Genomic DNA, 18,444 nt, shown 5'->3' with positions numbered 1-18,444 from the left:
CTCACCTATTCAGCGGCCTGACGCCCCGTTGCCATTTCGGCATCGGCGGCAAGGATCGCCTTGACGATGTTGTGGTAGCCGGTGCACCGACAGATATTGCCTTCGAGCCCGGCGCGGACCGTCTCTTCGGTGAGCGTCCCGCCTTCGCGGTTGATCAGGTCGACTGCCGTCATCACCATGCCGGGCGTACAGAAGCCGCATTGCAGGCCATGGTGCTCCTTGAAGGCGGCTTGAACCGGATGCAATTCGCCCTGGCCGGCGAGCCCCTCGATCGTCGTGATCGACGAACCGGATGCCTGCACCGCCAGGATCGAACAGCTCTTCACCGAATGGCCGTCCATATGAACGACGCAGGCCCCGCACTGGGTCGTATCGCAGCCCACATGCGTTCCCGTCAGACCAAGTTTTTCGCGGATGAAATGCACGAGCAGGGTGCGGTCCTCGCACTCGCCGCTCATAGCGCGGCCGTTCACGGTCAGCGTCACTTTCGTCATATGATCCTCCTCGTATCCCTCCCGGACACGCCCATCATCATTTGCTTTTTTACCTAAGGGATCAACCGCTACTTTCTAGGGAAACGGCAATATTTTGGTCGGCAGCCAGACGAGCGGCCGCCCTTCGCTTCCGTCGAATACCGAGTAACTATCGGCAAACCAAAACAAAAATCGGTGCGCAAAATATTGAGCTCATATGGACTCTTGTTCGCCGCGACCTATTGTTCCCATTGATGGCTGTTGAATTGACCCGCGGAAACGTTCGGAGTCTGCGAGACAGCCGGGCAAGATGAAGAACAAACAGGAGGATCTCATGAAGAAGGCCTTGGTGCTTTTGATCGTCGGCGCTTCGCTCGCGAGCTGCACGGCAACTGAACAGGGCGCCGGCATCGGCGCAGCATCCGGCGCCGTGATCGGCGGCCTGGCTACCGGCAACGTCCGCGGCGCGGCCGTGGGTGCTGCGATCGGCGGCGTTTCCGGTGCCTTGATCGGCTCCGTCGCCGAACAGCCGGGACAGTGCTACTACCGCGACCGTTATGGCCGCCGCTATATCGACAGCTGCCCGCGCCGTTACTGATAGACGCGTGGATTGCAGGGAAAAACTGTGGCCCCGGAGCACACTCCGGGGCTTTTTCTTTCATGAAATCATCACGAAGGGGTACCCGGCTTCGTCTTTTGCAGTTAGATAGTCCGCTTCGTCGGATGCTATGAAGGCTTCCAGCCGGGGGATCCACAGCAGTTTGCGTATGCGGAACGAAAACACTGGGCGGACAGAAAAGCGGAGGTTGAGGGGGGCAGGCACGGCCACGATGCTCGCCGCTGCACTTCTCGTTTCCCCGCCGCTTTCCGGCAACGCCTACGCTTTCAAACTCTTCGGCATCACGCTCTTCGGCGACGACGAAGACAAGGTCGAGGTCATCGATCCCGTCCGTTACGACGCGACACTCGAAGCCGGCAATGCGGACAAGGACCTCAAGAAGCGTCTCGAATCCGCAGCCTCCCTGATCACCGACGAAAAGCAGCCGGTCTCCGGCGATCTCGGCGTCATCATCAAGGCGCGCGAAGACCGCGACCGGCTCGTCGCCGTGCTCTACGAAGAGGCCCGTTACGGCGGCACCGTGCATATCTCCGTCGCCGGAACCGATATCGACCGCCTGCCGCCCAACCCTGCATTCGACCACGCGGCACCCGTGCCGGTCACGGTCCGCGTCGATCCCGGCCCGGTTTTCAAACTTGGCTCGGTCCGTTTCGAGGGGGACGCCGTCGGCCGCGATCCGGAAAAATACGATCTCGTCGCCGGCGGCGCGGCGGGTTCGCGGCTGATCCTGAAGGCCAGCCAGCAGCTTCTCGTCGATTTGAAAGACGAGGGCCGTCCGCTCGCAAAGCTGACCGAGCGGCAGGTGACGGCCGATCACCGCACGAACACGATCAACGTGGTGCTCGGTGCGATCGGCGGCCCCGTTGCCCCGTTCGGAGCTGTCGCCGTCAAGGGATCGCGCACCGTCGATGCCACCTTCATCAGCCGTTATTCGCGGCTCGACAAACATGGACAATATTCGCCCGGACAGTTGAAGAAGGCGAACGACCGTCTGCGCGAGCTCGGCGTCTTCTCGAGCGTGACGATCCACGAGGCGGACAAGCTGGCGCCGGACGGTTCGTTGCCGCTGACGATCGAGGTGTCGGAAGGCAAGCATCGCTATTTCGGCTTCGGCGCCGAATATTCCTCGATCGACGGCGCAGGCCTCGAAGGATACTGGGGCCACCGCAACCTTTTCGGGGAAGCGGAATCGCTTCGCATCGAAGGCAAGGTGTCCGGCATCGGCGCCACCACCGATGTCACCACCTTCGATTATTCCGCCGGGATCATCTTCACCAAGCCTGGCGCTTTCGTGCCCGAAGCGACCTTCGAATCCCGCCTGGAAGCCAAGAGTGAAACGCCTGACGTCTACGAGGCGCAGACCATCATCTATTCGGCCGGCATCACCTACGAGCTGAACGAGACCGACAAGCTCAAGGGCGGCGGCGAGATCGCCTATATCGACGCCGACGATGCGTTCGGCAACAACCAGTACCTCACGCTCAGCCTGCCGGTCAGCTTCGAGCGCGATGCGCGGGACAACAAGCTCGACCCGACCAAGGGATATTACGCGACCCTCTCCGCCAAGCCGAGCTACGAGCTGATGGACGGCACGATCTTTTCGTCGTTCGAGGGCTCGATCTCTGGCTATCTCGGCCTCGGGCAGGAGGACAACATCGTGCTCGCCGCCCGCCTGGCCGCCGGAACGCTGGTCGGCGGAAGCGACCTTGAAAGAATCCCGGCGACACGCAGATTCTTCGCCGGCGGCGGCGGATCGGTGCGCGGTTACGCCTATCGGGAAATCTCGCCCTATAACAGCGCCGATGAAGCCACGGGCGGGCGGTCCTATACGCTGGGATCTTTTGAGGTGAGGGTAAAAGTGTCAGAAAACATAGGCATTGTACCTTTCGTCGACATTGGTACGGTATCGACCGGAATCGTGCCCGATTTTTCTGATATACGTGCTGGTGCAGGGATTGGCGTGCGATATGCCACGCCTTTTGGACCGCTGAGATTGGACGTTGCAATTCCCTTGCAGCGCTATGACGGCGGTAGCCAGTACGGTATCTATGCGGGCATAGGACAGGCTTTCTGAAAGGCAGTGAAGGGTAGCGTTTAAGGCATGATGCTGATGGTACGCCTGTTGAAATGGGTCTTGAAGGCTGCGCTTGGCGTGGTCGCGATCCTGTTCGTCATGGCCTTGGGCGTCTTCCTTTTCGTCGCCCTCACCCCGGTCGGCGGACGCGTCGCCGCGGACCGCATTTCCGCCATCGTTTCCACGCCCGACCGCAGCATTTCCTTCACGCGCCCGGAAGGCCTTCTGACCGGCGACCTGCGTATCGATGCCCTTACGCTGTCCGACGACGCAGGCCCCTATGCCCAGATCGGCGGAATCAAGATCGACTGGTCGCCGACATCCCTGGTGACCGGGGTCTTCCGCGCCGAGCACATTTCGGCCGACACCGTCAATTTCATCCGTGCGCCGCGGCCGCCGAAAGCGCCCGCCCCGACCCAGACGGCATCGACGGGCTCCTCCGGATCGCCCTTGCCGGTCGGCATCCGCGTGGCACAGATCGACCTGCCGGACATCAATCTCTCCCAGGCATTTTCGGGACGGGACTTTTCCCTTTCGGTGAAGGGATCGATCGACGCGACCGGGCCCGACATTTCGCTCGACCTGCAGGCAACCCGCAAGGACGAGCCGGATGCCAGGGCATCTGCCGACGTGGTCTACGCGCCGTCCGAAAATCGCCTGACCCTCAAGGCTGCCGTGTCCGAGCCGCAGGGCGGCCTGCTCGCCCGCCTTCTGCGTCTGCCCGGCACTCCGGCGGTCGAGCTGGCGCTCGATGGCGAAGGACCTCTTTCCGACTGGGCCGGCAAGTTGCAGGGCAGCGTCGGCGGCACTCCCGTCATCGCGGTCGACGGCAAACACGTGCTGGTCGAAAACGGCAGACACAGGGTGGAGGTGACCGGCGGCGGCCAGCTGTCGACGCTTCTTCCGCCCGCCTTTCGTCCGCTGTTCGGCGGCACGACGGATATCAACATCGCCGCGATCTATGCGCCCTCCGGCCGGGTGGACATCGAACGCGGCGATCTCACCTCCGGCGCCGTGAAGATCGCCGCCAAGGGGGCCTGGGACCCGACGGGCGACAACAGCCTCACCGCCAGCCTCAACGGCGTGAAGGGCCCCGTCGATTTCGTCTGGCCGATCAGCGGTCAGGAGAGCCGCTTCTCCTTCGAAAGCATCAATTTCACGCTGACCGGAGCATCCACCTCGGCGCGCTTCAACGCGACGGCGGCGCTTAGTGCCGCCGAACTGCCGCAGGGGCGCTTCGGCCAGATCCGCCTGCAGGCGGAAAGCGAGGACCTCAACCTCATCAGCCGCTCGGGCAGCATCCGCAGCCGCTTCACCGTCGCCCGCACGGATTTCGCCAACGACGATCTCGACCGGGTGATCCGCGGGCCGGTGACATTGGATGCGCCGCTCAGGCTCGCACCACCGGCGATCGGCCTGGATGCGGCGACCTTCGACAGCGGCAACGTCAACGGTACGCTTTCCGGCGCCTATGACATGTCGAAACAGGCGGTCACCGGCAATTTCCGGGTTTTCGCCAATCCCGCCGTCCTGCCACCGGGACTGGTTTCGAAGTTCGAGGGCAAGCTTTCCGCCGAAGGCTACGTCAATATGGTGAACGGCGGCCGCGTCAGTCTCGAGAACTTCGTGATGCGCTCGAACGCCATCGAAGCGCACGGAAACATGCTGCTCGACAATCGGACCGTCACCGGGCGCCTCGCCGGCCGCGTGCCGGATCTGAAGCGTTGGCTGCCGGAGGCCGAGGGGGCTGCCGGTTTCGACATCTCCGCCAAGGGACCGTTGACTGCAATGGGCGTCAGGGCGGTAGTCAATTCCGCCGACGCGCGACTGGTCGGCCGCAAGCTCCAGGACATGAGCTTCATCCTCGAAGGCACCGCCGATCCGAACGCACCCAAGGGCAAGCTGACCGGCACGGGTTCGCTCGACGGCCAGCCGATCCGTGTCAATGCCGACGTCGCCTCCGTCCAGGGCCGCACAAGCGCGCCGGCGATCACTGCCCAGATCGGCCCGAACAAGCTGACCGGCGCCCTGAACTTCTCTCCCGCCTTCCTCCCGGAAGGCCAACTCACGTTCGATTTCCCGGATGTCTCCCTGCTTGCGGCACTTGCAGCCCAGCAGGCCCAGGGCGACCTGAAAGGAACGGTGATGTTCAGCAATACCGGCGGCAAGGCCGGCGCCGTGATCCGGGCTTCCGGCAAGGCACTTCGCCGCGGCACGATCGAGATCGCCCAGCCGAATATCGACCTCGCCATTGCCGACATCAAGGCGATTGCGGCCGAGGGTACGGTCCGCGCCGCGCGCATCGGCGCCGGCTCAGTCGGCGTCAGCGACGTCAACCTCGGCGTCAGCCAGGGCGGCAACCGGACCAACTTCAATCTCGCCGCTCAGTATGACAACGCCCCCCTCACCGCGGTCGGCGATATCCAGACCGGCGCCGATATCTCGGTCGGCATCGAGAGCTTCGCAGCTGCGCCACGCAACATCCCGGTCCGGCTTGCTGCCCCGACCCGCGTCGCGGTCGCCAATGGCGGTGCGCGTCTTGCCGACCTCACGATCGCAACCGGGTCCGGCAGCGTCACCGTCAACGGCACGGCCGGCTCGGCACTGGATTTGACCGCCAATATCAGGGCGCTGCCCGCCAATCTCATCAACGCGTTCGTCCCCGCGATCAACGCTGCCGGCATGATATCCGGCACGATCAACGCCACCGGCGCCGCGTCTGCCCCTGCCATACGTTACGATTTAGAATGGAGTGATGCACAGCTTCGCCAGTCGCGCGATGCTGGCATCAGTCCGTTTCGAGTCCAAGCAAGCGGCAGCTTCGCCAACGGAACAGTCACGTTAGACAAGACCCGCCTGACGGGCTCCGGCGGCCTCGATCTCTCGGCTGCCGGCAAGGTCATCCTGAAGGACGGCATTCCCGCACTCGACATCAACGCCCGCGCCAATGCCGTGCCCGCCAGCCTGGTCAACGCGTTTGCGCCGAGCCTCGGCGCCCGCGGCACGATTTCCGGCACGGTTACCGCGACGGGAACGCCGCAAGCTCCCGCTGTCCGTTATGATCTGCGCTGGGCCGATGCCGGTGTTGCGCAGACCACCTCCGCCGGGGTCGCGGCTTTCAACATCACCGCCGGCGGCACGTTTCAGAACGGCACCGTTACCCTCGACACCCGCCTTTCGGGCGGCGGCGGCGTCTCGTTGTCGGGCGGTGGCTCCATCTCGCTTGCAGGCGAAAAACCGCTCAATCTGAAATTCAGCGGGAAACTGCCCTTCTCGATCCTCGCCGGGCAGATGGCCGCGCAAGGCTTCGTCCTGGAAGGCACCGGCAATGTCGACCTCGCGATCGGCGGCACGGCGGCAGCGCCGGCGATCACCGGCACGGCATCCTCGTCCGGCGCGAGGCTGGTGGATGTCCGACGCAATCTCGCCCTGACGGATCTTGCCGCCAATGTCGCCTTCGATGGCAAAAGCGCCAATATCTCCAGGCTCACGGGCAAGCTCTCGGGTGGTGGCACGGTTTCGGTCCAGGGTTCGGTCGGCATCACGCCGGGCTCCGGCTTCCCGGCCGACCTCAGGATCACTCTGGCTCAGGCAGCCTATGCCGATGGCGCGCTTTTCGCCGCCACCGCCGACGGCGCCCTGACCATCACCGGCCCTCTGACCTCAGGCCCCGTCCTCGGAGGCCGTGTAACGCTGACCAAGGCGGCGATCACCGTGCCCGCCCGCCTGCCGACCTCGCTTTCCGCCATCGATATCCGCCACCGCAACGCACCGCCCGACGTGCTGCGGCAGATGGAAAAGATGCGGCCGAAGAGCGCCAGCGGCAGCTCGAACCCGATCGCCCTCAACCTTCAGATCAGCGCACCGAACGGCATCTTCGTTCGCGGGCGCGGCATCGACGCCGAACTCGGCGGCGAGCTGACCGTGTCGGGCACGGCGATCGCACCGGTCGTCGCCGGCGGCTTCGAGATGCGCCGCGGCCGTATCGTGATCCTCGCCAAACGGATGGATTTCACCGATGGCGACATCACCTTCGGCGGCGGCCTGATCCCGGTTCTCAACATGGAGGCGAACACGACCTCCGCCTCGACGACGATCACGGTGAAAGTCACCGGCGTCGCCAACGACCCGACAATCGCCTTCTCCTCCTCGCCCGCCCTGCCCCAGGACGAGGTTCTGGCGCGGCTGATCTTCGGCCAGTCGATGTCGCGGCTGTCGCCGCTGCAGATCGCCCAGCTGGCCGACGCCGTCGCGCAGCTGGCGGGCGGGGGCTCCACATCGCTGCTCGAAACGCTGCGCAATAATCTCGGTGTCGACGATCTCGACATCAACACCGATGCGACCGGCCAGACCACCGTGTCGGTCGGCCGCTACATCAACAACCGAACCTATATCCAGGTCGAGCAGGGCGGCGAGAGCGGTGCCGAAGCGACGATCAACCTCGATGTCGGCCGCGGTGTCAAGCTCAAGGCCGGGGCCGGCACCGAAGGTGGCAAGGCCGGCATCTTTTATGAGCGCGAATACTGATCTCGCATATTTCGTTTCATTCCTGCTTGCTCGGGAGAAAAAGCATGACCTCCAAAGACATCACATTGATCGGCGTTCCTCTGGAAGAGGGCTCCGGTCGCGGCGGATGCGCCATGGGTCCCGCGGCCTTCAGGCTTGCCGGCATCGTCAAGGCGCTGGAGGGCCTCGGTTTCCGGGTAGTCGACAATGGCGACCTGCGCCCGGAACCGGCATCTGACCTGCCGGAGAGAAACGACGCGAAGAACCTGCCGATCGTCGCTGCGTTCACGCGCGCGCTCGAAACCCGGACTTATGAAATGGCCAAGGCCGGCACCATTCCGGTGATCATGGGCGGCGACCACGCCCTTTCCATGGGCAGCGTGCCGGGCATGGCGCGTTACGCTGCCGAGATCGGCCGGCCGCTCTTCGTTCTCTGGCTCGATGCCCATACGGATTTCAATACGCCCGAAACATCACCCTCCGGCAACATCCATGGCATGCCGGTCGCCTTCTTTACCGGCCAGGCGGAATTTGCACCTATCCTCGACAGCGCCCGGCCCAAGGTCGATCCCAAAAACGTCTTCCAGATCGGCATCCGCTCCGTCGATGAGATCGAGCGGAAACTCATCGCCGATCACGGCGTCAACGTCTTCGACATGCGCGCCATCGACGAGCACGGGATCGCCGCCATCATGCGCCAGGTGATCGCGGCGGTGAATGCCGCCGATGGCCTCCTGCATGTGAGCCTGGACGTCGATTTCCTGGATCCCGACATAGCGCCGGGCGTCGGTACCACCGTGCCGGGCGGCGCGACCTTCCGCGAGGCGCACCTGATCATGGAAATGCTCCACGATACGGGGCTCGTCGCATCGCTCGATCTCGTCGAGCTCAATCCGTTCCTCGACGATCGCGGCAAGAGCGCCCGGATCATGGTGGAGCTGGCGGCAAGTCTTTTCGGCCGGCGTGTTCTGGATCGTCCAACCCGCTCTGCATAATCAGAGGCAAGTCTATATCTGAAATAAATCCGTCAGTTATTCGCGAAAAATCTCAATATAAGTTCTTAGTATAGAAAATAAACGAAGATCTACTTATCGTCCGGAAATTTGACAATAGACAAGTGGATACGTATTTTCCACAAGTTCGCGACAACGGAACTATTGACCTTCCGTTAATTCATCAATGCTATTTTTAGCAAGACTCAGTGTCCCGCCGGCGAGATGGTTATCTCGTTAGGCTGCTGGAAAATTGAGCCAGTTCGGGAACTTACAGACGGGGGGCCAGCAAGCCAGATGTCCATACTTTCACTTCCAGGCGCTGACGCGAAAGCAGTACTTGCTGCGCTCAACAAGTCTCAGGCCATTATCGAGTTTGATTTATCCGGAAAGGTTCTCACGGCCAACGAGAACTTCTGCAAGACGCTTGGCTACACACTTTCCGAAATCGTCGGCAAGCATCACAGCATGTTTTGCGACCCGGATTACGTGAAATTGCAAGCCTATAAGGATTTCTGGGCGAACCTCGGCAGCGGCAAATTTGATGCCGCCGCCTACAAGCGGATCGGCAAGGGTGGCCGCGAGATCTGGATTCAGGCCTCGTACAATCCGGTGATGTCCGGCGGCAAGCCTTACAAGGTGGTCAAGTTCGCAACCGACATCACCGCCGCGAAGCTCAAATCCGCCGATGACGAAGGCAAGATCAACGCCATCTCGCGCACCCAGGCCATCATCGAGTTCACGCCCGGCGGCGACGTCCTGACCGCCAACGAAAATTTCCTCACCTGCCTCGGTTATCAGCTTTCGGAAATCACCGGCAAACATCACAGCATGTTCTGCGAGCCGTCGTTCCGCGACAGCGCCGAATACCCGCAATTCTGGAAGAAGCTTTCCGGCGGCGAAGCGATTGCCGCCGAATTCAAGCGCATCGGCAAGGGCGGCAAGGCAGTCTGGATCCAGGCGTCCTACAACCCGATCTTCGACGCCGACGGCCGCGTCTTCAAGGTGGTCAAGTTTGCAACCGACATCACCGAACGTGTCCGCGCCGTCGATGACATCGCCGACGGCCTGACATCTCTTTCGAACGGCGACCTGACGTTCCGGATCGAAGTGCCCTTCATTTCGACACTCGAACAGATCCGCGTCGATTTCAACGAAGCCATCGGAAAGCTGGCCGGGGCCATGCGCACCGTCGGCGAGAACGCCGAGGGGATTGCAGGAGGCTCCAGCGAGATCCGCCAGGCTTCCGACAGCCTTGCCAAACGCACCGAGCAGCAGGCGGCGGCAGTCGAGGAGACCGCTGCGGCGCTTGAAGAAATCAGCCGTACCGTCACCGATAGCGCCAAACGCGCGGAAGAAGCAGGTACCCTTGTCTCGCATGCTAAAAAAAGCGCCGAACATTCCGGCGCCGTGGTGCGCAACGCGGTAAACGCGATGGGCCAGATCGAGACGTCGTCCCGGGAAATCTCCAATATCATCGGCGTGATCGACGAGATCGCCTTCCAGACAAACCTGCTGGCGCTCAATGCGGGTGTCGAGGCGGCACGCGCCGGCGAAGCGGGCAAGGGCTTTGCGGTCGTTGCCCAGGAAGTCCGCGAACTGGCTCAACGTTCCGCCAGTGCGGCCAAGGAAATCAAGACGCTGATCTCGACCTCCTCCGAACAGGTCAAGCGTGGCGTCGCGCTCGTCGGCGAAACCGGCAAGGCGCTCGACGAGATCATGTCCCAGGTGGACGAGATCAACGGCAATGTCACAGCGATCGTCGAAGCTGCCCGCGAACAGTCCACGGGCATCAAGGAGATCAGCAAGGCCGTGAACTCCATGGACCAGAACACGCAGCAGAATGCTGCGATGGTCGAGGAAACAAGCGCTGCCAGCCACAGCCTGGCGCGCGAGGCCGAAACCCTGCGCGATCTTCTGTCACGGTTTAGATTTGCGCAACATTCTTCGCATAAGATTGCAATAGCGCGACCTGATGCACGACCCGTTGCATCGCCGGCACGCAAACTCATGGCAACGGTCGCGCGGACCACAACGGGTGCCGCCGCTGCCGCTCAGGCAACGGATAGTTGGGAAGAATTCTGATGGCTACGACGATCAACTCCACAAGCTACAGCGGCGAAACGCTGGAAATCATCGCCTTCCGTCTTCATGACCAGGAGTTCTGCGTCAAGACGACGACGATCCGCGAAATCCGCGGATGGGCACCTTCGACGCCGATCCCGCACGCTCCGGCCGATGTCATCGGCGTCATGAACCTTCGCGGTTCGGTAATCCCGATCATCGACCTTGCCTACAAGCTCGGCATGAAGAGCACGGTTGCCAACGAGCGCAGTGCCATCGTCGTCGCCGAAGTCCACAACATGGTCATCGGCATGCTCGTCGACCGCGTCTCGGACATCCTGACGATCCCCTCGAGCCAGGTTCAGCCGGTTCCGGAAATCTCCGCCTCCTTCGACAAGTCGTTCTCCGAAGGCATCATCGCCAACGAGAACGGCATGATCTGCTTCCTGAACCTCGCCAAGATGTTCAAGGGCACCGAAGCCGACGATCTGGCTGCCTGATTTGCGATAGCGGAGGCCGAAGAAAGGCCTGCGCATCCGACCTCAAGGCCAAGGCGGTTGGCTGGAAAGACGTTTAAGCCGCTATTCGATTACGGAGCCCGCAGCGTTGAACCGCCGCGGGCTTTTTTCATGATTATTCCTTCGGCTCGAACGGAGCCGGACGGCGCCCGGCACCCTGGCGGACCAGCATCCAGCCCGGATATTCCGGAGCAAGCGCGCTGACCTCGTCGAGCTTTGCCATGTCCTCCGTTTCGAGCTTCAGCTTCACGGCCTTCAAATTTTCCTCGAGCTGCTCCAGCCGCTTGGCGCCGATGATGACGCTCGTCACGAAGGGCTTCGCCAGGATATAGGCCAGCGCCACTTCCGCGACACCAGCACCGTGCCTGGCGCCGACCTCGCGCATGGCCGCGACGCAGGCCCAGGCGCGATCCTTGTCGACCGGCGGGAAATCGAAGTTGGCGCGGCGGCCTTCCCCGTTGCCCGGAGCGCCCGGACCGTATTTGCCGGAAAGCAGCCCGCCGGCGAGCGGCGACCAGACCATCAGGCCGAGCTTCTCTTCCTGCATCAGCGGCACGATATCGCGCTCGAGGTCCCGGCCGGCGATCGAATAATAGGCCTGCACCGTCTCAAAGCGGGCATAACCCTTGCGTTCGGAAATACCGAGCGCCTTCGCCATCCGCCAGGCAGCCCAGTTGGAGAGCCCGATGTAACGCACCAGGCCGCGCGATACGAGATCGTCGAGCGCCCGCAACGTCTCGTCGATCGGCGTTACCGTGTCGGTGCCATGGATCTGGTAGAGATCGATATGGTCCATCTGCAGCCTTTCGAGGCTCTGCTCGACGGAATCCATGATGTGGCCGCGGGAGGCGCCGCGGTCGTTCGGCTTGTCGCCCATCTGGCCATAAAATTTCGTGGCGATGACCACGTCCTTGCGCGGCACGACGAGATTCTTGATCGCCTGGCCGAGGATGTGCTCGGATCTACCCTCGGAGTAGACATTGGCGGTATCTATGAAATTGACACCCGCGGCGAGCGAACGCTCGACGATCTTGTCGGCGGCGTCCTGATCGAGACCGGCGACGGCACTCCAGACGGCGCCCGTCTGGTTCTCGCCGAAGGTCATCGTGCCGAGGCAGAGTTCGGAGACAAAAAGACCGGTATTGCCCAATTGATTGTAGCGCATGGAGAGCTCCCGTGTGCACTGAAGATATGAAGCGATATAAGCAGTCGTTCGGAGCCGGATCGGGCACGCGGGCGCGTGCGTCCCGCAAGAGAAAGCGGCTTCGGGCTCCGGAACCCAATCTAGTCCGGAATCCCGCGACGTCAATCGGAGCCGCCTCCGTTTTTGTCCTCACATTTGCGTGCGAGACGAAAAGAAAGGGCGGCACAGGCCGCCCTCCTTGGTCATTCCTGTCGACGAATGTCAGCCGAACAGAACCAGACTGCTCCGCAGCGTCACCCAGACGCCCCACAGAAGCGGGATGCCGACCACGGCCCAGGCGACTGCCGCCTTGGCGTCGATACCACCCGTGCCGATGCCGAAGGAACCCGTCGGACCGGCATTCGCGGCGGCTGTCTTTGCCTGCAGCGAAGCGACTTCCTGGTCCGACATGAACCATTTGTCGGCAAGCGGGCGCACCAGCGAGTTGGCGATCAGACCCAGCACCAGCATGCCGGCGAGGATGTACATCGTGCCCGTATAGAGCGCCGGCCCGGCCGGCACGCCGGCGGTGAGCTGCGCTTCGCGGATATAGTTGACGACGACGGGACCGAGAATGCCGGCCGTCGCCCAGGCCGTCAGAAGACGACCGTGGATGGCGCCGACGAACTGGGTACCGAAGATATCCGCGAGATAGGCAGGAATGGTCGCAAAACCACCGCCATACATGGACAGGATGATGGCGAAAGCCGCCACGAAGAGCGCCTTGTTGCCCATGTCGGCCAGCGTCGGAGCGAGTGCGTAGAGCACGATGCCGAGCACGAAGAACGTATAATAGGTGTTCTTGCGGCCGATCTTGTCGGAGAGCGACGCCCAGAAGAAACGCCCGCCGATATTGAAAAGCGACAGGAGACCCGCAAAACCGGCGGCGATCGTCGCGATCTGCCCCTTCTGACCCGCATCAAGCTGCGAGAAGGTCAGGTTCGGCAGGCCGATCAGCGATCCGGCGAAGATTTCCTGCAACATCGGCGAGGCCATGCCGATAACCCCGATGCCAGCCGAAACGTTCAGGCAAAGCACCGCCCAGATCAGCCAGAACTGCTTGGTCTTGTGCGCATTGCGCAGGTGGACGTGCTTGGTGGTGATCATCGTCGTCTTGGAGACCGGAGGGGTCCAGCCTTCCGGACGCCAGCCAGCCGGCGGGATGCGGTAACCGAAGGCGCCGCCCATCATGAAGCCGAAATAGATCACCGCCATGCAGATGAAGGTCTGCCATACGCCAACCGAAGCATCGGTCTTGAAATAGTTCATCAAGAGATTGGCGAGTGGGGCACCGATCATCGCACCGCCGCCGAAGCCCATGATGGCCATTCCCGTCGCCATGCCGCGGCGGTCGGGGAACCACTTGATCAGCGTCGAGACCGGCGAAATATAGCCGAGGCCGAGGCCGACACCGCCGATCACGCCGGCGCCGATCCACATCAGCCACAGCTGATGGGTCATGACGCCGATTGCCGCGACGATAATGCCGCCGCACCAGCAGCAGGCCGAGACGAAACCGGCCTTGCGCGGGCCGACCCGTTCCAGCCAGCCGCCCCAGATCGCCGCCGAGCAACCGAGCAACACGAAAAACAGCGTGTAGATCCAGCCAAGGTCCGCGACACGCCAGTTGCAGCTTGTCGTGAACAGCGCCGAGATGAGGTTGAGGCTGGTGCAGGACGGGTCCTGCGTGGTACCCAAGGCACGGGACAGCGGCAGCCAGAAGACGCTGAAGCCGTAAGCCATGCCGATGCAAAGATGAATGGCCAAAGCTGCCGGCGGCACGAGCCAGCGATTGAAACCTGGTTTTGCGATAATACGTTCCTTATCGAGGAGCCCGACATTGCCTGTCAGGCCCTCGTCCGTCGTTCCTGCAATTGCCATTTAAAATATCCTCCCTCGGATGATGGCTAGGCTCTATTCCTCCTCCGGCCCCTCACCTGCCGGATGGATGAATCATGCGGCGCTTTCCGGAACGCTCGGTTCCGACAACGATTCTCCTTCGGCGGGACCTTTGCCGCCCGGCGCCCCCTGCCTCGCATCCTGGCCAACACCAACGCCCGATCCAACCTTGGCTTCCGGCCGGCGGATCAGCGTCGAGGCCTCGACGACGAGCGGCAGCAATCCCGCCCCGCCATTGTCGAGATGCTCGAAAAGGTGGCGCCGCATGCGGGGCTCCCAGAACTTGTTGATATGCGTCGCGACGCCCTCGGCGCGTACCTTTTCCGGCTGCGACAGGAAGAAGGTGGCGATCTGGTTGGCCATCCGGACCAGTTTGTCGAGCACGAGTTGCTCGGGGCTTTGGTCATGCGACATCGGCGACAACTCCAGTGACTATGCGATCGGTACGCGTAAAGATCTCGAAATCCTCGCCGCGGGTCAGCGCGATCAAGGTCATGCCCGCCGCTTCCGCCGTGCGGATGGCAAGTGCTGTCGGCGCGGAAATGGCAATCAGCACCGAACTTCCGAGGATCGCCGTCTTCTGCACCATCTCGACGGAGATGCGGCTGGTGACGACCACGACGCCCTCAGAACCCTTGAGGCCCTTGGCGATGACCGCTCCGGCGAGCTTGTCGAGCGCATTGTGGCGGCCGACATCCTCGCGGACCGCAACCAGCCCCCTGCCCGGCACGACGAAGCCGGCGCCGTGAACCGCATGGGTTTGACGATGCAGCGGCTGCGCACTGTTGAGCGCCGCGACAGCTTCACTCACTTCTTTGGCGCTGAGCGCCATCGTCAGCGCGGAAACATCCGGCACCGGACGCATGGCCTGCTCGATCGATTCGATACCGCAAAGCCCGCAGCCGACCGGCCCCGCCATATGCCGCCGGCGGGCGCGCAACGCCTCTTCCTTATCTTCGAGAAGCGTCACCTGGACATCGAGGCCGGCACCTTCCTCGACGACGGTTATGCTCTCGATCTCCGCCATCGACGTTATGATGCCTTCCGTCAGGCTGAAGCCTACCGCGAAATCCTCGAGATCGGCAGGCGTGCCCATCATCACCGCATGAGTGGAACCGCCATAGGAAAAGGCGATCGGCACCTCCTCCGGCACCACCCGCGAGCCGGCGCGGACCACGCCGTTGCGGCGGGCGATCTCGGGGGCTGTGGCGGTGGTTTTGAATAAGGTCATGCGATTATTCCGCGGCCTCCAGCTTCCCCGCTATCCGCCGAGACCGCCGCGACAGTTCGTCATAGTCGCTCTGCCACTCGGTCGGGCCGTTGGAAGGCGATACCTGCACCGCCGTCACCTTGTATTCCGGGCAGTTGGTCGCCCAGTCGGAGAAGTCGGTGGTGATGACGTTTGCCTGCGTGTTCGGGTGGTGGAAGGTTGTATAGACCACGCCCGGCGCGACGCGATCGGTGATCAGCGCACGCAGGGTCGTATCGCCGGAGCGGCTGGCGAGCTTGATCCAGTCGCCTTCCTTGATACCGCGCTGTTCGGCATCGTGCGGATGGATCTCCAGCCGGTCTTCCGCATGCCAGGTGACATTTTCGGTACGACGCGTCTGGGCGCCGACATTGTACTGGGACAGGATGCGGCCGGTGGTGAGCAGCAGCGGGAACCGCGGGCCGGTGCGTTCGTCGGTCGCGACATATTCGGTGCGGATGAACTTGCCCTTGCCGCGCACGAAACCGTCGACATGCATGATCGGCGAACCGACCGGATGCGCCTCGTTGCAGGGCCACTGAACCGAACCCATCTTGTCGAGATAGTCGTAGGAAACCAGCGCGAAGCTCGGCGTCGACACGGCGATCTCGTCCATGATCTCGGACGGATGTGCGTAGTTCCAGGCAAGTCCCATCGCCTGCGCCAGCTTCTGGGTAACTTCCCAGTCGGCATAACCGTTCTTCGGGCTCATCACCTTGCGCACGCGGTTGATGCGGCGCTCCGCATTGGTGAACGTGCCGTCCTTTTCGAGGAAGGTCGAACCCGGCAGGAAGACATGCGCGTAATTGGCCGTCTCGTTGAGGAAAAGGTCATGGACGACGACGCATTCCATCGCGGCGAGACCGGCCGAGACATGTTTGGTGTCCGGGTCGGACTGCAGGATGTCCTCGCCCTGGATGTAGATGCCCTTGAACGTGCCCTCGACGGCCGCATCCAGCATGTTCGGAATGCGCAGGCCCGGTTCGTTGTTGAGCGTCACGCCCCACAGTTTTTCGAACGTGTCGCGGGTCGCATCGTCCGAGATATGGCGATAGCCCGGCAGTTCGTGCGGGAACGAACCCATGTCGCAGGAACCCTGGACATTGTTCTGGCCGCGCAGCGGGTTCACGCCGACGCCCGGACGGCCGATATTGCCGGTCACCATCGCAAGGTTGGCGATCGCCATGACGGTGGTCGAACCCTGGCTGTGCTCGGTGACGCCGAGACCGTAATAGATCGCCCCGTTGCCGCCCTTGGCGTAAAGCCGGGCCGCACCGCGCACGAGATCCGCCGGCACGCCGGTATATTTCTCGGTCGCCTCCGGGCTGTGTGCGTCTTCCGAAACGAAACCGGCCCAGTCCTCGAATTCGGACCAGTCGCAGCGCTCGCGGATGAACTTCTCGTCGAACAGGCCTTCGGTGACGATGACATGCGCAAGTGCGGTCAGCACGGCCACGTTGGTGCCCGGCTGCAGCGGCAGGTGATAATCGGCTTCCACATGCGGCGTGCGGACGAGATCGATGCGACGCGGATCGATGACGATCAGTTTTGCACCCTGGCGCAAGCGCTTCTTCAGGCGCGAACCGAACACCGGATGGCCGTCGGTCGGGTTGGCGCCAATGACGATAACGACATCCGTATGCTCGACCGAGTCGAAATTCTGGGTGCCGGCCGAGGTGCCGAAGGCCTGGCCGAGGCCGTAACCGGTCGGCGAGTGGCAGACGCGGGCGCAGGTATCGACATTGTTGTTGCCGAAACCGGCGCGGATCAGCTTCTGGACGAGGAAGGTTTCTTCATTGGTGCACCGCGACGAGGTGATGCCGCCGATCGATTCCCGGCCGTACTGATACTGGATGCGACGGAATTCGGAGGCGACGTACGAAAAGGCCTCTTCCCAGGTCACTTCCCGCCACGGATCGGAGATCTTCTCGCGGATCATCGGGTTGAGGATGCGGTCCTTGTGGGTCGCATAGCCATAGGCAAAGCGGCCCTTGACGCAAGAATGGCCGCGGTTCGCCTGGCCATCCTTCCACGGCACCATGCGGACAAGCTCTTCGCCGCGCATTTCCGCCTTGAAGGAGCAGCCGACGCCGCAATAGGCGCAGGTGGTGACTTCCGAATGCTCCGGCTGGCCGATCGCAATCACCGACTTCTCGGTGAGCGTCGCCGTCGGGCAGGCCTGCACGCAGGCGCCGCAGGAGACGCATTCGGAATCGAGGAAAAGTTCATGCGCGCCGGGCGAAACGCGGCTTTCGAACCCGCGGCCCTCGATCGTCAGCGCGAACGTGCCCTGCACTTCCTCGCAGGCGCGGACGCAGCGCGAGCAGACGATGCATTTCGACGGGTCGTAGGTGAAATAAGGGTTCGACTCGTCCTTCGGCATCCACTTGGCGTTGATCGCACCGTCGTTGCGAGCCTTGACGTGATTGTCGCCCTCATAGCCATAACGAACGTCGCGAAGGCCCACTGCGCCGGCCATGTCCTGCAATTCGCAGTCACCGTTGGCGGCGCAGGTGAGACAGTCGAGCGGGTGATCGGAGATATAGAGCTCCATGACCCCTTTGCGGATGTCCTTCAGTCGGCCGGTCTGCGTGTGCACGACCATGCCCGGCATGACCGGCGTGGTGCACGAGGCAGGTGTTCCATTGCGGCCTTCGATCTCCACGAGGCACAGGCGGCAGGAGCCGAAGGCGTCGACCATGTCGGTGGCGCAGAGTTTCGGAACCTTGATCCCGGCCTCCATGGAAGCTCGCATGATCGAGGTGCCTTCCGGCACGGTGATGGCGCGGCCGTCGATGGTGAGCGTCACCTGGGCTTCGGATCGGGAAGCCGGCGTGCCGTAGTCGATTTCATGAACGAGGGACATG

12 protein-coding genes are annotated in these 18,444 nt (G+C 62.7%); 6 read left to right on the top strand and 6 right to left on the bottom strand.

What is annotated here, in order from left to right:
• Nucleotides 1-5: 5 nt before the first annotated feature.
• Entirely contained in the window at nt 6-494 is a 489-nt protein-coding gene (locus tag C5J22_RS23885; RefSeq protein WP_105404613.1) for a (2Fe-2S)-binding protein, read from the bottom strand.
• Nucleotides 495-807: 313 nt separating this feature from the next.
• On the opposite strand from C5J22_RS23885, the gene C5J22_RS23880 reads away from it, so the two are divergent.
• The 6 genes from C5J22_RS23880 to C5J22_RS23855 all read left to right on the top strand — a co-directional run bounded on the left by C5J22_RS23880 (nt 808) and on the right by C5J22_RS23855 (nt 11,228).
• Nucleotides 808-1,071 (top strand): YMGG-like glycine zipper-containing protein, encoded by a 264-nt coding sequence (locus tag C5J22_RS23880; RefSeq protein ID WP_046633911.1) that lies wholly within the window; start codon nt 808-810, stop codon nt 1,069-1,071.
• Nucleotides 1,072-1,240: 169 nt separating this feature from the next.
• Complete coding sequence (locus tag C5J22_RS23875) at nt 1,241-3,166, top strand: autotransporter assembly complex family protein (protein ID WP_371412663.1); 1,926 nt, start codon at nt 1,241-1,243, stop codon at nt 3,164-3,166.
• Nucleotides 3,167-3,193: 27 nt separating this feature from the next.
• The gene (locus C5J22_RS23870) at nt 3,194-7,693 is read left to right on the top strand and encodes a translocation/assembly module TamB domain-containing protein (protein ID WP_105440278.1); all 4,500 of its coding nucleotides are present in this window, start codon (nt 3,194-3,196) and stop codon (nt 7,691-7,693) included.
• A 44-nt stretch (nt 7,694-7,737) separates the two neighbouring features.
• Nucleotides 7,738-8,667: an arginase gene (gene rocF / locus C5J22_RS23865; RefSeq protein ID WP_105440277.1), complete on the top strand. Its 930-nt coding sequence runs from the start codon at nt 7,738-7,740 to the stop codon at nt 8,665-8,667.
• A 294-nt stretch (nt 8,668-8,961) separates the two neighbouring features.
• Nucleotides 8,962-10,749, top strand: a complete 1,788-nt coding sequence (locus C5J22_RS23860) for a methyl-accepting chemotaxis protein (protein ID WP_105440276.1) — start codon at nt 8,962-8,964, stop codon at nt 10,747-10,749.
• A complete protein-coding gene (locus tag C5J22_RS23855; protein ID WP_038546443.1) occupies nt 10,749-11,228 on the top strand; it encodes a chemotaxis protein CheW in 480 nt (159 codons plus the stop codon). The genes C5J22_RS23860 and C5J22_RS23855 overlap by 1 nt, the downstream gene beginning before the upstream one ends.
• A 133-nt stretch (nt 11,229-11,361) precedes the next feature.
• On the opposite strand, the gene C5J22_RS23850 is transcribed toward C5J22_RS23855, so the two are convergent.
• From C5J22_RS23850 to fdhF, 5 genes are all read right to left on the bottom strand, one after another.
• Nucleotides 11,362-12,411, bottom strand: coding sequence for an aldo/keto reductase (locus C5J22_RS23850; protein ID WP_105440275.1), 1,050 nt, complete (start codon nt 12,409-12,411; stop codon nt 11,362-11,364).
• A 240-nt stretch (nt 12,412-12,651) separates the two neighbouring features.
• Complete coding sequence (locus tag C5J22_RS23845) at nt 12,652-14,310, bottom strand: OFA family MFS transporter (RefSeq protein ID WP_105440274.1); 1,659 nt, start codon at nt 14,308-14,310, stop codon at nt 12,652-12,654.
• A 72-nt stretch (nt 14,311-14,382) separates the two neighbouring features.
• Nucleotides 14,383-14,742 (bottom strand): formate dehydrogenase subunit delta, encoded by a 360-nt coding sequence (locus C5J22_RS23840; RefSeq protein WP_046665055.1) that lies wholly within the window; start codon nt 14,740-14,742, stop codon nt 14,383-14,385.
• Entirely contained in the window at nt 14,732-15,559 is an 828-nt protein-coding gene (fdhD, locus tag C5J22_RS23835) for a formate dehydrogenase accessory sulfurtransferase FdhD (RefSeq protein ID WP_105440273.1), read from the bottom strand. Before fdhD ends, C5J22_RS23840 begins: the two co-directional genes overlap by 11 nt.
• A 4-nt stretch (nt 15,560-15,563) precedes the next feature.
• On the bottom strand, nt 15,564-18,443 hold the full coding sequence (fdhF, locus tag C5J22_RS23830) for a formate dehydrogenase subunit alpha (RefSeq protein WP_105440272.1): 2,880 nt from the start codon (nt 18,441-18,443) through the stop codon (nt 15,564-15,566).
• Nucleotide 18,444 lies beyond the last annotated feature (1 nt).

The sequence above is a fragment of the Neorhizobium sp. T25_13 genome, assembly GCF_002968675.1.
Taxonomy (GTDB): Bacteria; Pseudomonadota; Alphaproteobacteria; order Rhizobiales; family Rhizobiaceae; genus Neorhizobium; species Neorhizobium tomejilense.
This window is presented reverse-complemented; position numbering and strand designations above follow the sequence as displayed.

Excerpts from the sequence above, each read along its gene's own strand:
- C5J22_RS23885 (WP_105404613.1), bottom strand. The coding sequence starts at position 494 with ATGACGAAAGTGACGCTGACCGTGAACGGCCGCGCTATGAGCGGCGAG.
- C5J22_RS23880 (WP_046633911.1), top strand. The coding sequence starts at position 808 with ATGAAGAAGGCCTTGGTGCTTTTGATCGTCGGCGCTTCGCTCGCGAGC.
- C5J22_RS23875 (WP_371412663.1), top strand. The coding sequence starts at position 1,241 with ATGCGGAACGAAAACACTGGGCGGACAGAAAAGCGGAGGTTGAGGGGG.
- C5J22_RS23870 (WP_105440278.1), top strand. The coding sequence starts at position 3,194 with ATGATGCTGATGGTACGCCTGTTGAAATGGGTCTTGAAGGCTGCGCTT.
- rocF (WP_105440277.1), top strand. The coding sequence starts at position 7,738 with ATGACCTCCAAAGACATCACATTGATCGGCGTTCCTCTGGAAGAGGGC.
- C5J22_RS23860 (WP_105440276.1), top strand. The coding sequence starts at position 8,962 with ATGTCCATACTTTCACTTCCAGGCGCTGACGCGAAAGCAGTACTTGCT.
- C5J22_RS23855 (WP_038546443.1), top strand. The coding sequence starts at position 10,749 with ATGGCTACGACGATCAACTCCACAAGCTACAGCGGCGAAACGCTGGAA.
- C5J22_RS23850 (WP_105440275.1), bottom strand. The coding sequence starts at position 12,411 with ATGCGCTACAATCAATTGGGCAATACCGGTCTTTTTGTCTCCGAACTC.
- C5J22_RS23845 (WP_105440274.1), bottom strand. The coding sequence starts at position 14,310 with ATGGCAATTGCAGGAACGACGGACGAGGGCCTGACAGGCAATGTCGGG.
- C5J22_RS23840 (WP_046665055.1), bottom strand. The coding sequence starts at position 14,742 with ATGTCGCATGACCAAAGCCCCGAGCAACTCGTGCTCGACAAACTGGTC.
- fdhD (WP_105440273.1), bottom strand. The coding sequence starts at position 15,559 with ATGACCTTATTCAAAACCACCGCCACAGCCCCCGAGATCGCCCGCCGC.
- fdhF (WP_105440272.1), bottom strand. The coding sequence starts at position 18,443 with ATGTCCCTCGTTCATGAAATCGACTACGGCACGCCGGCTTCCCGATCC.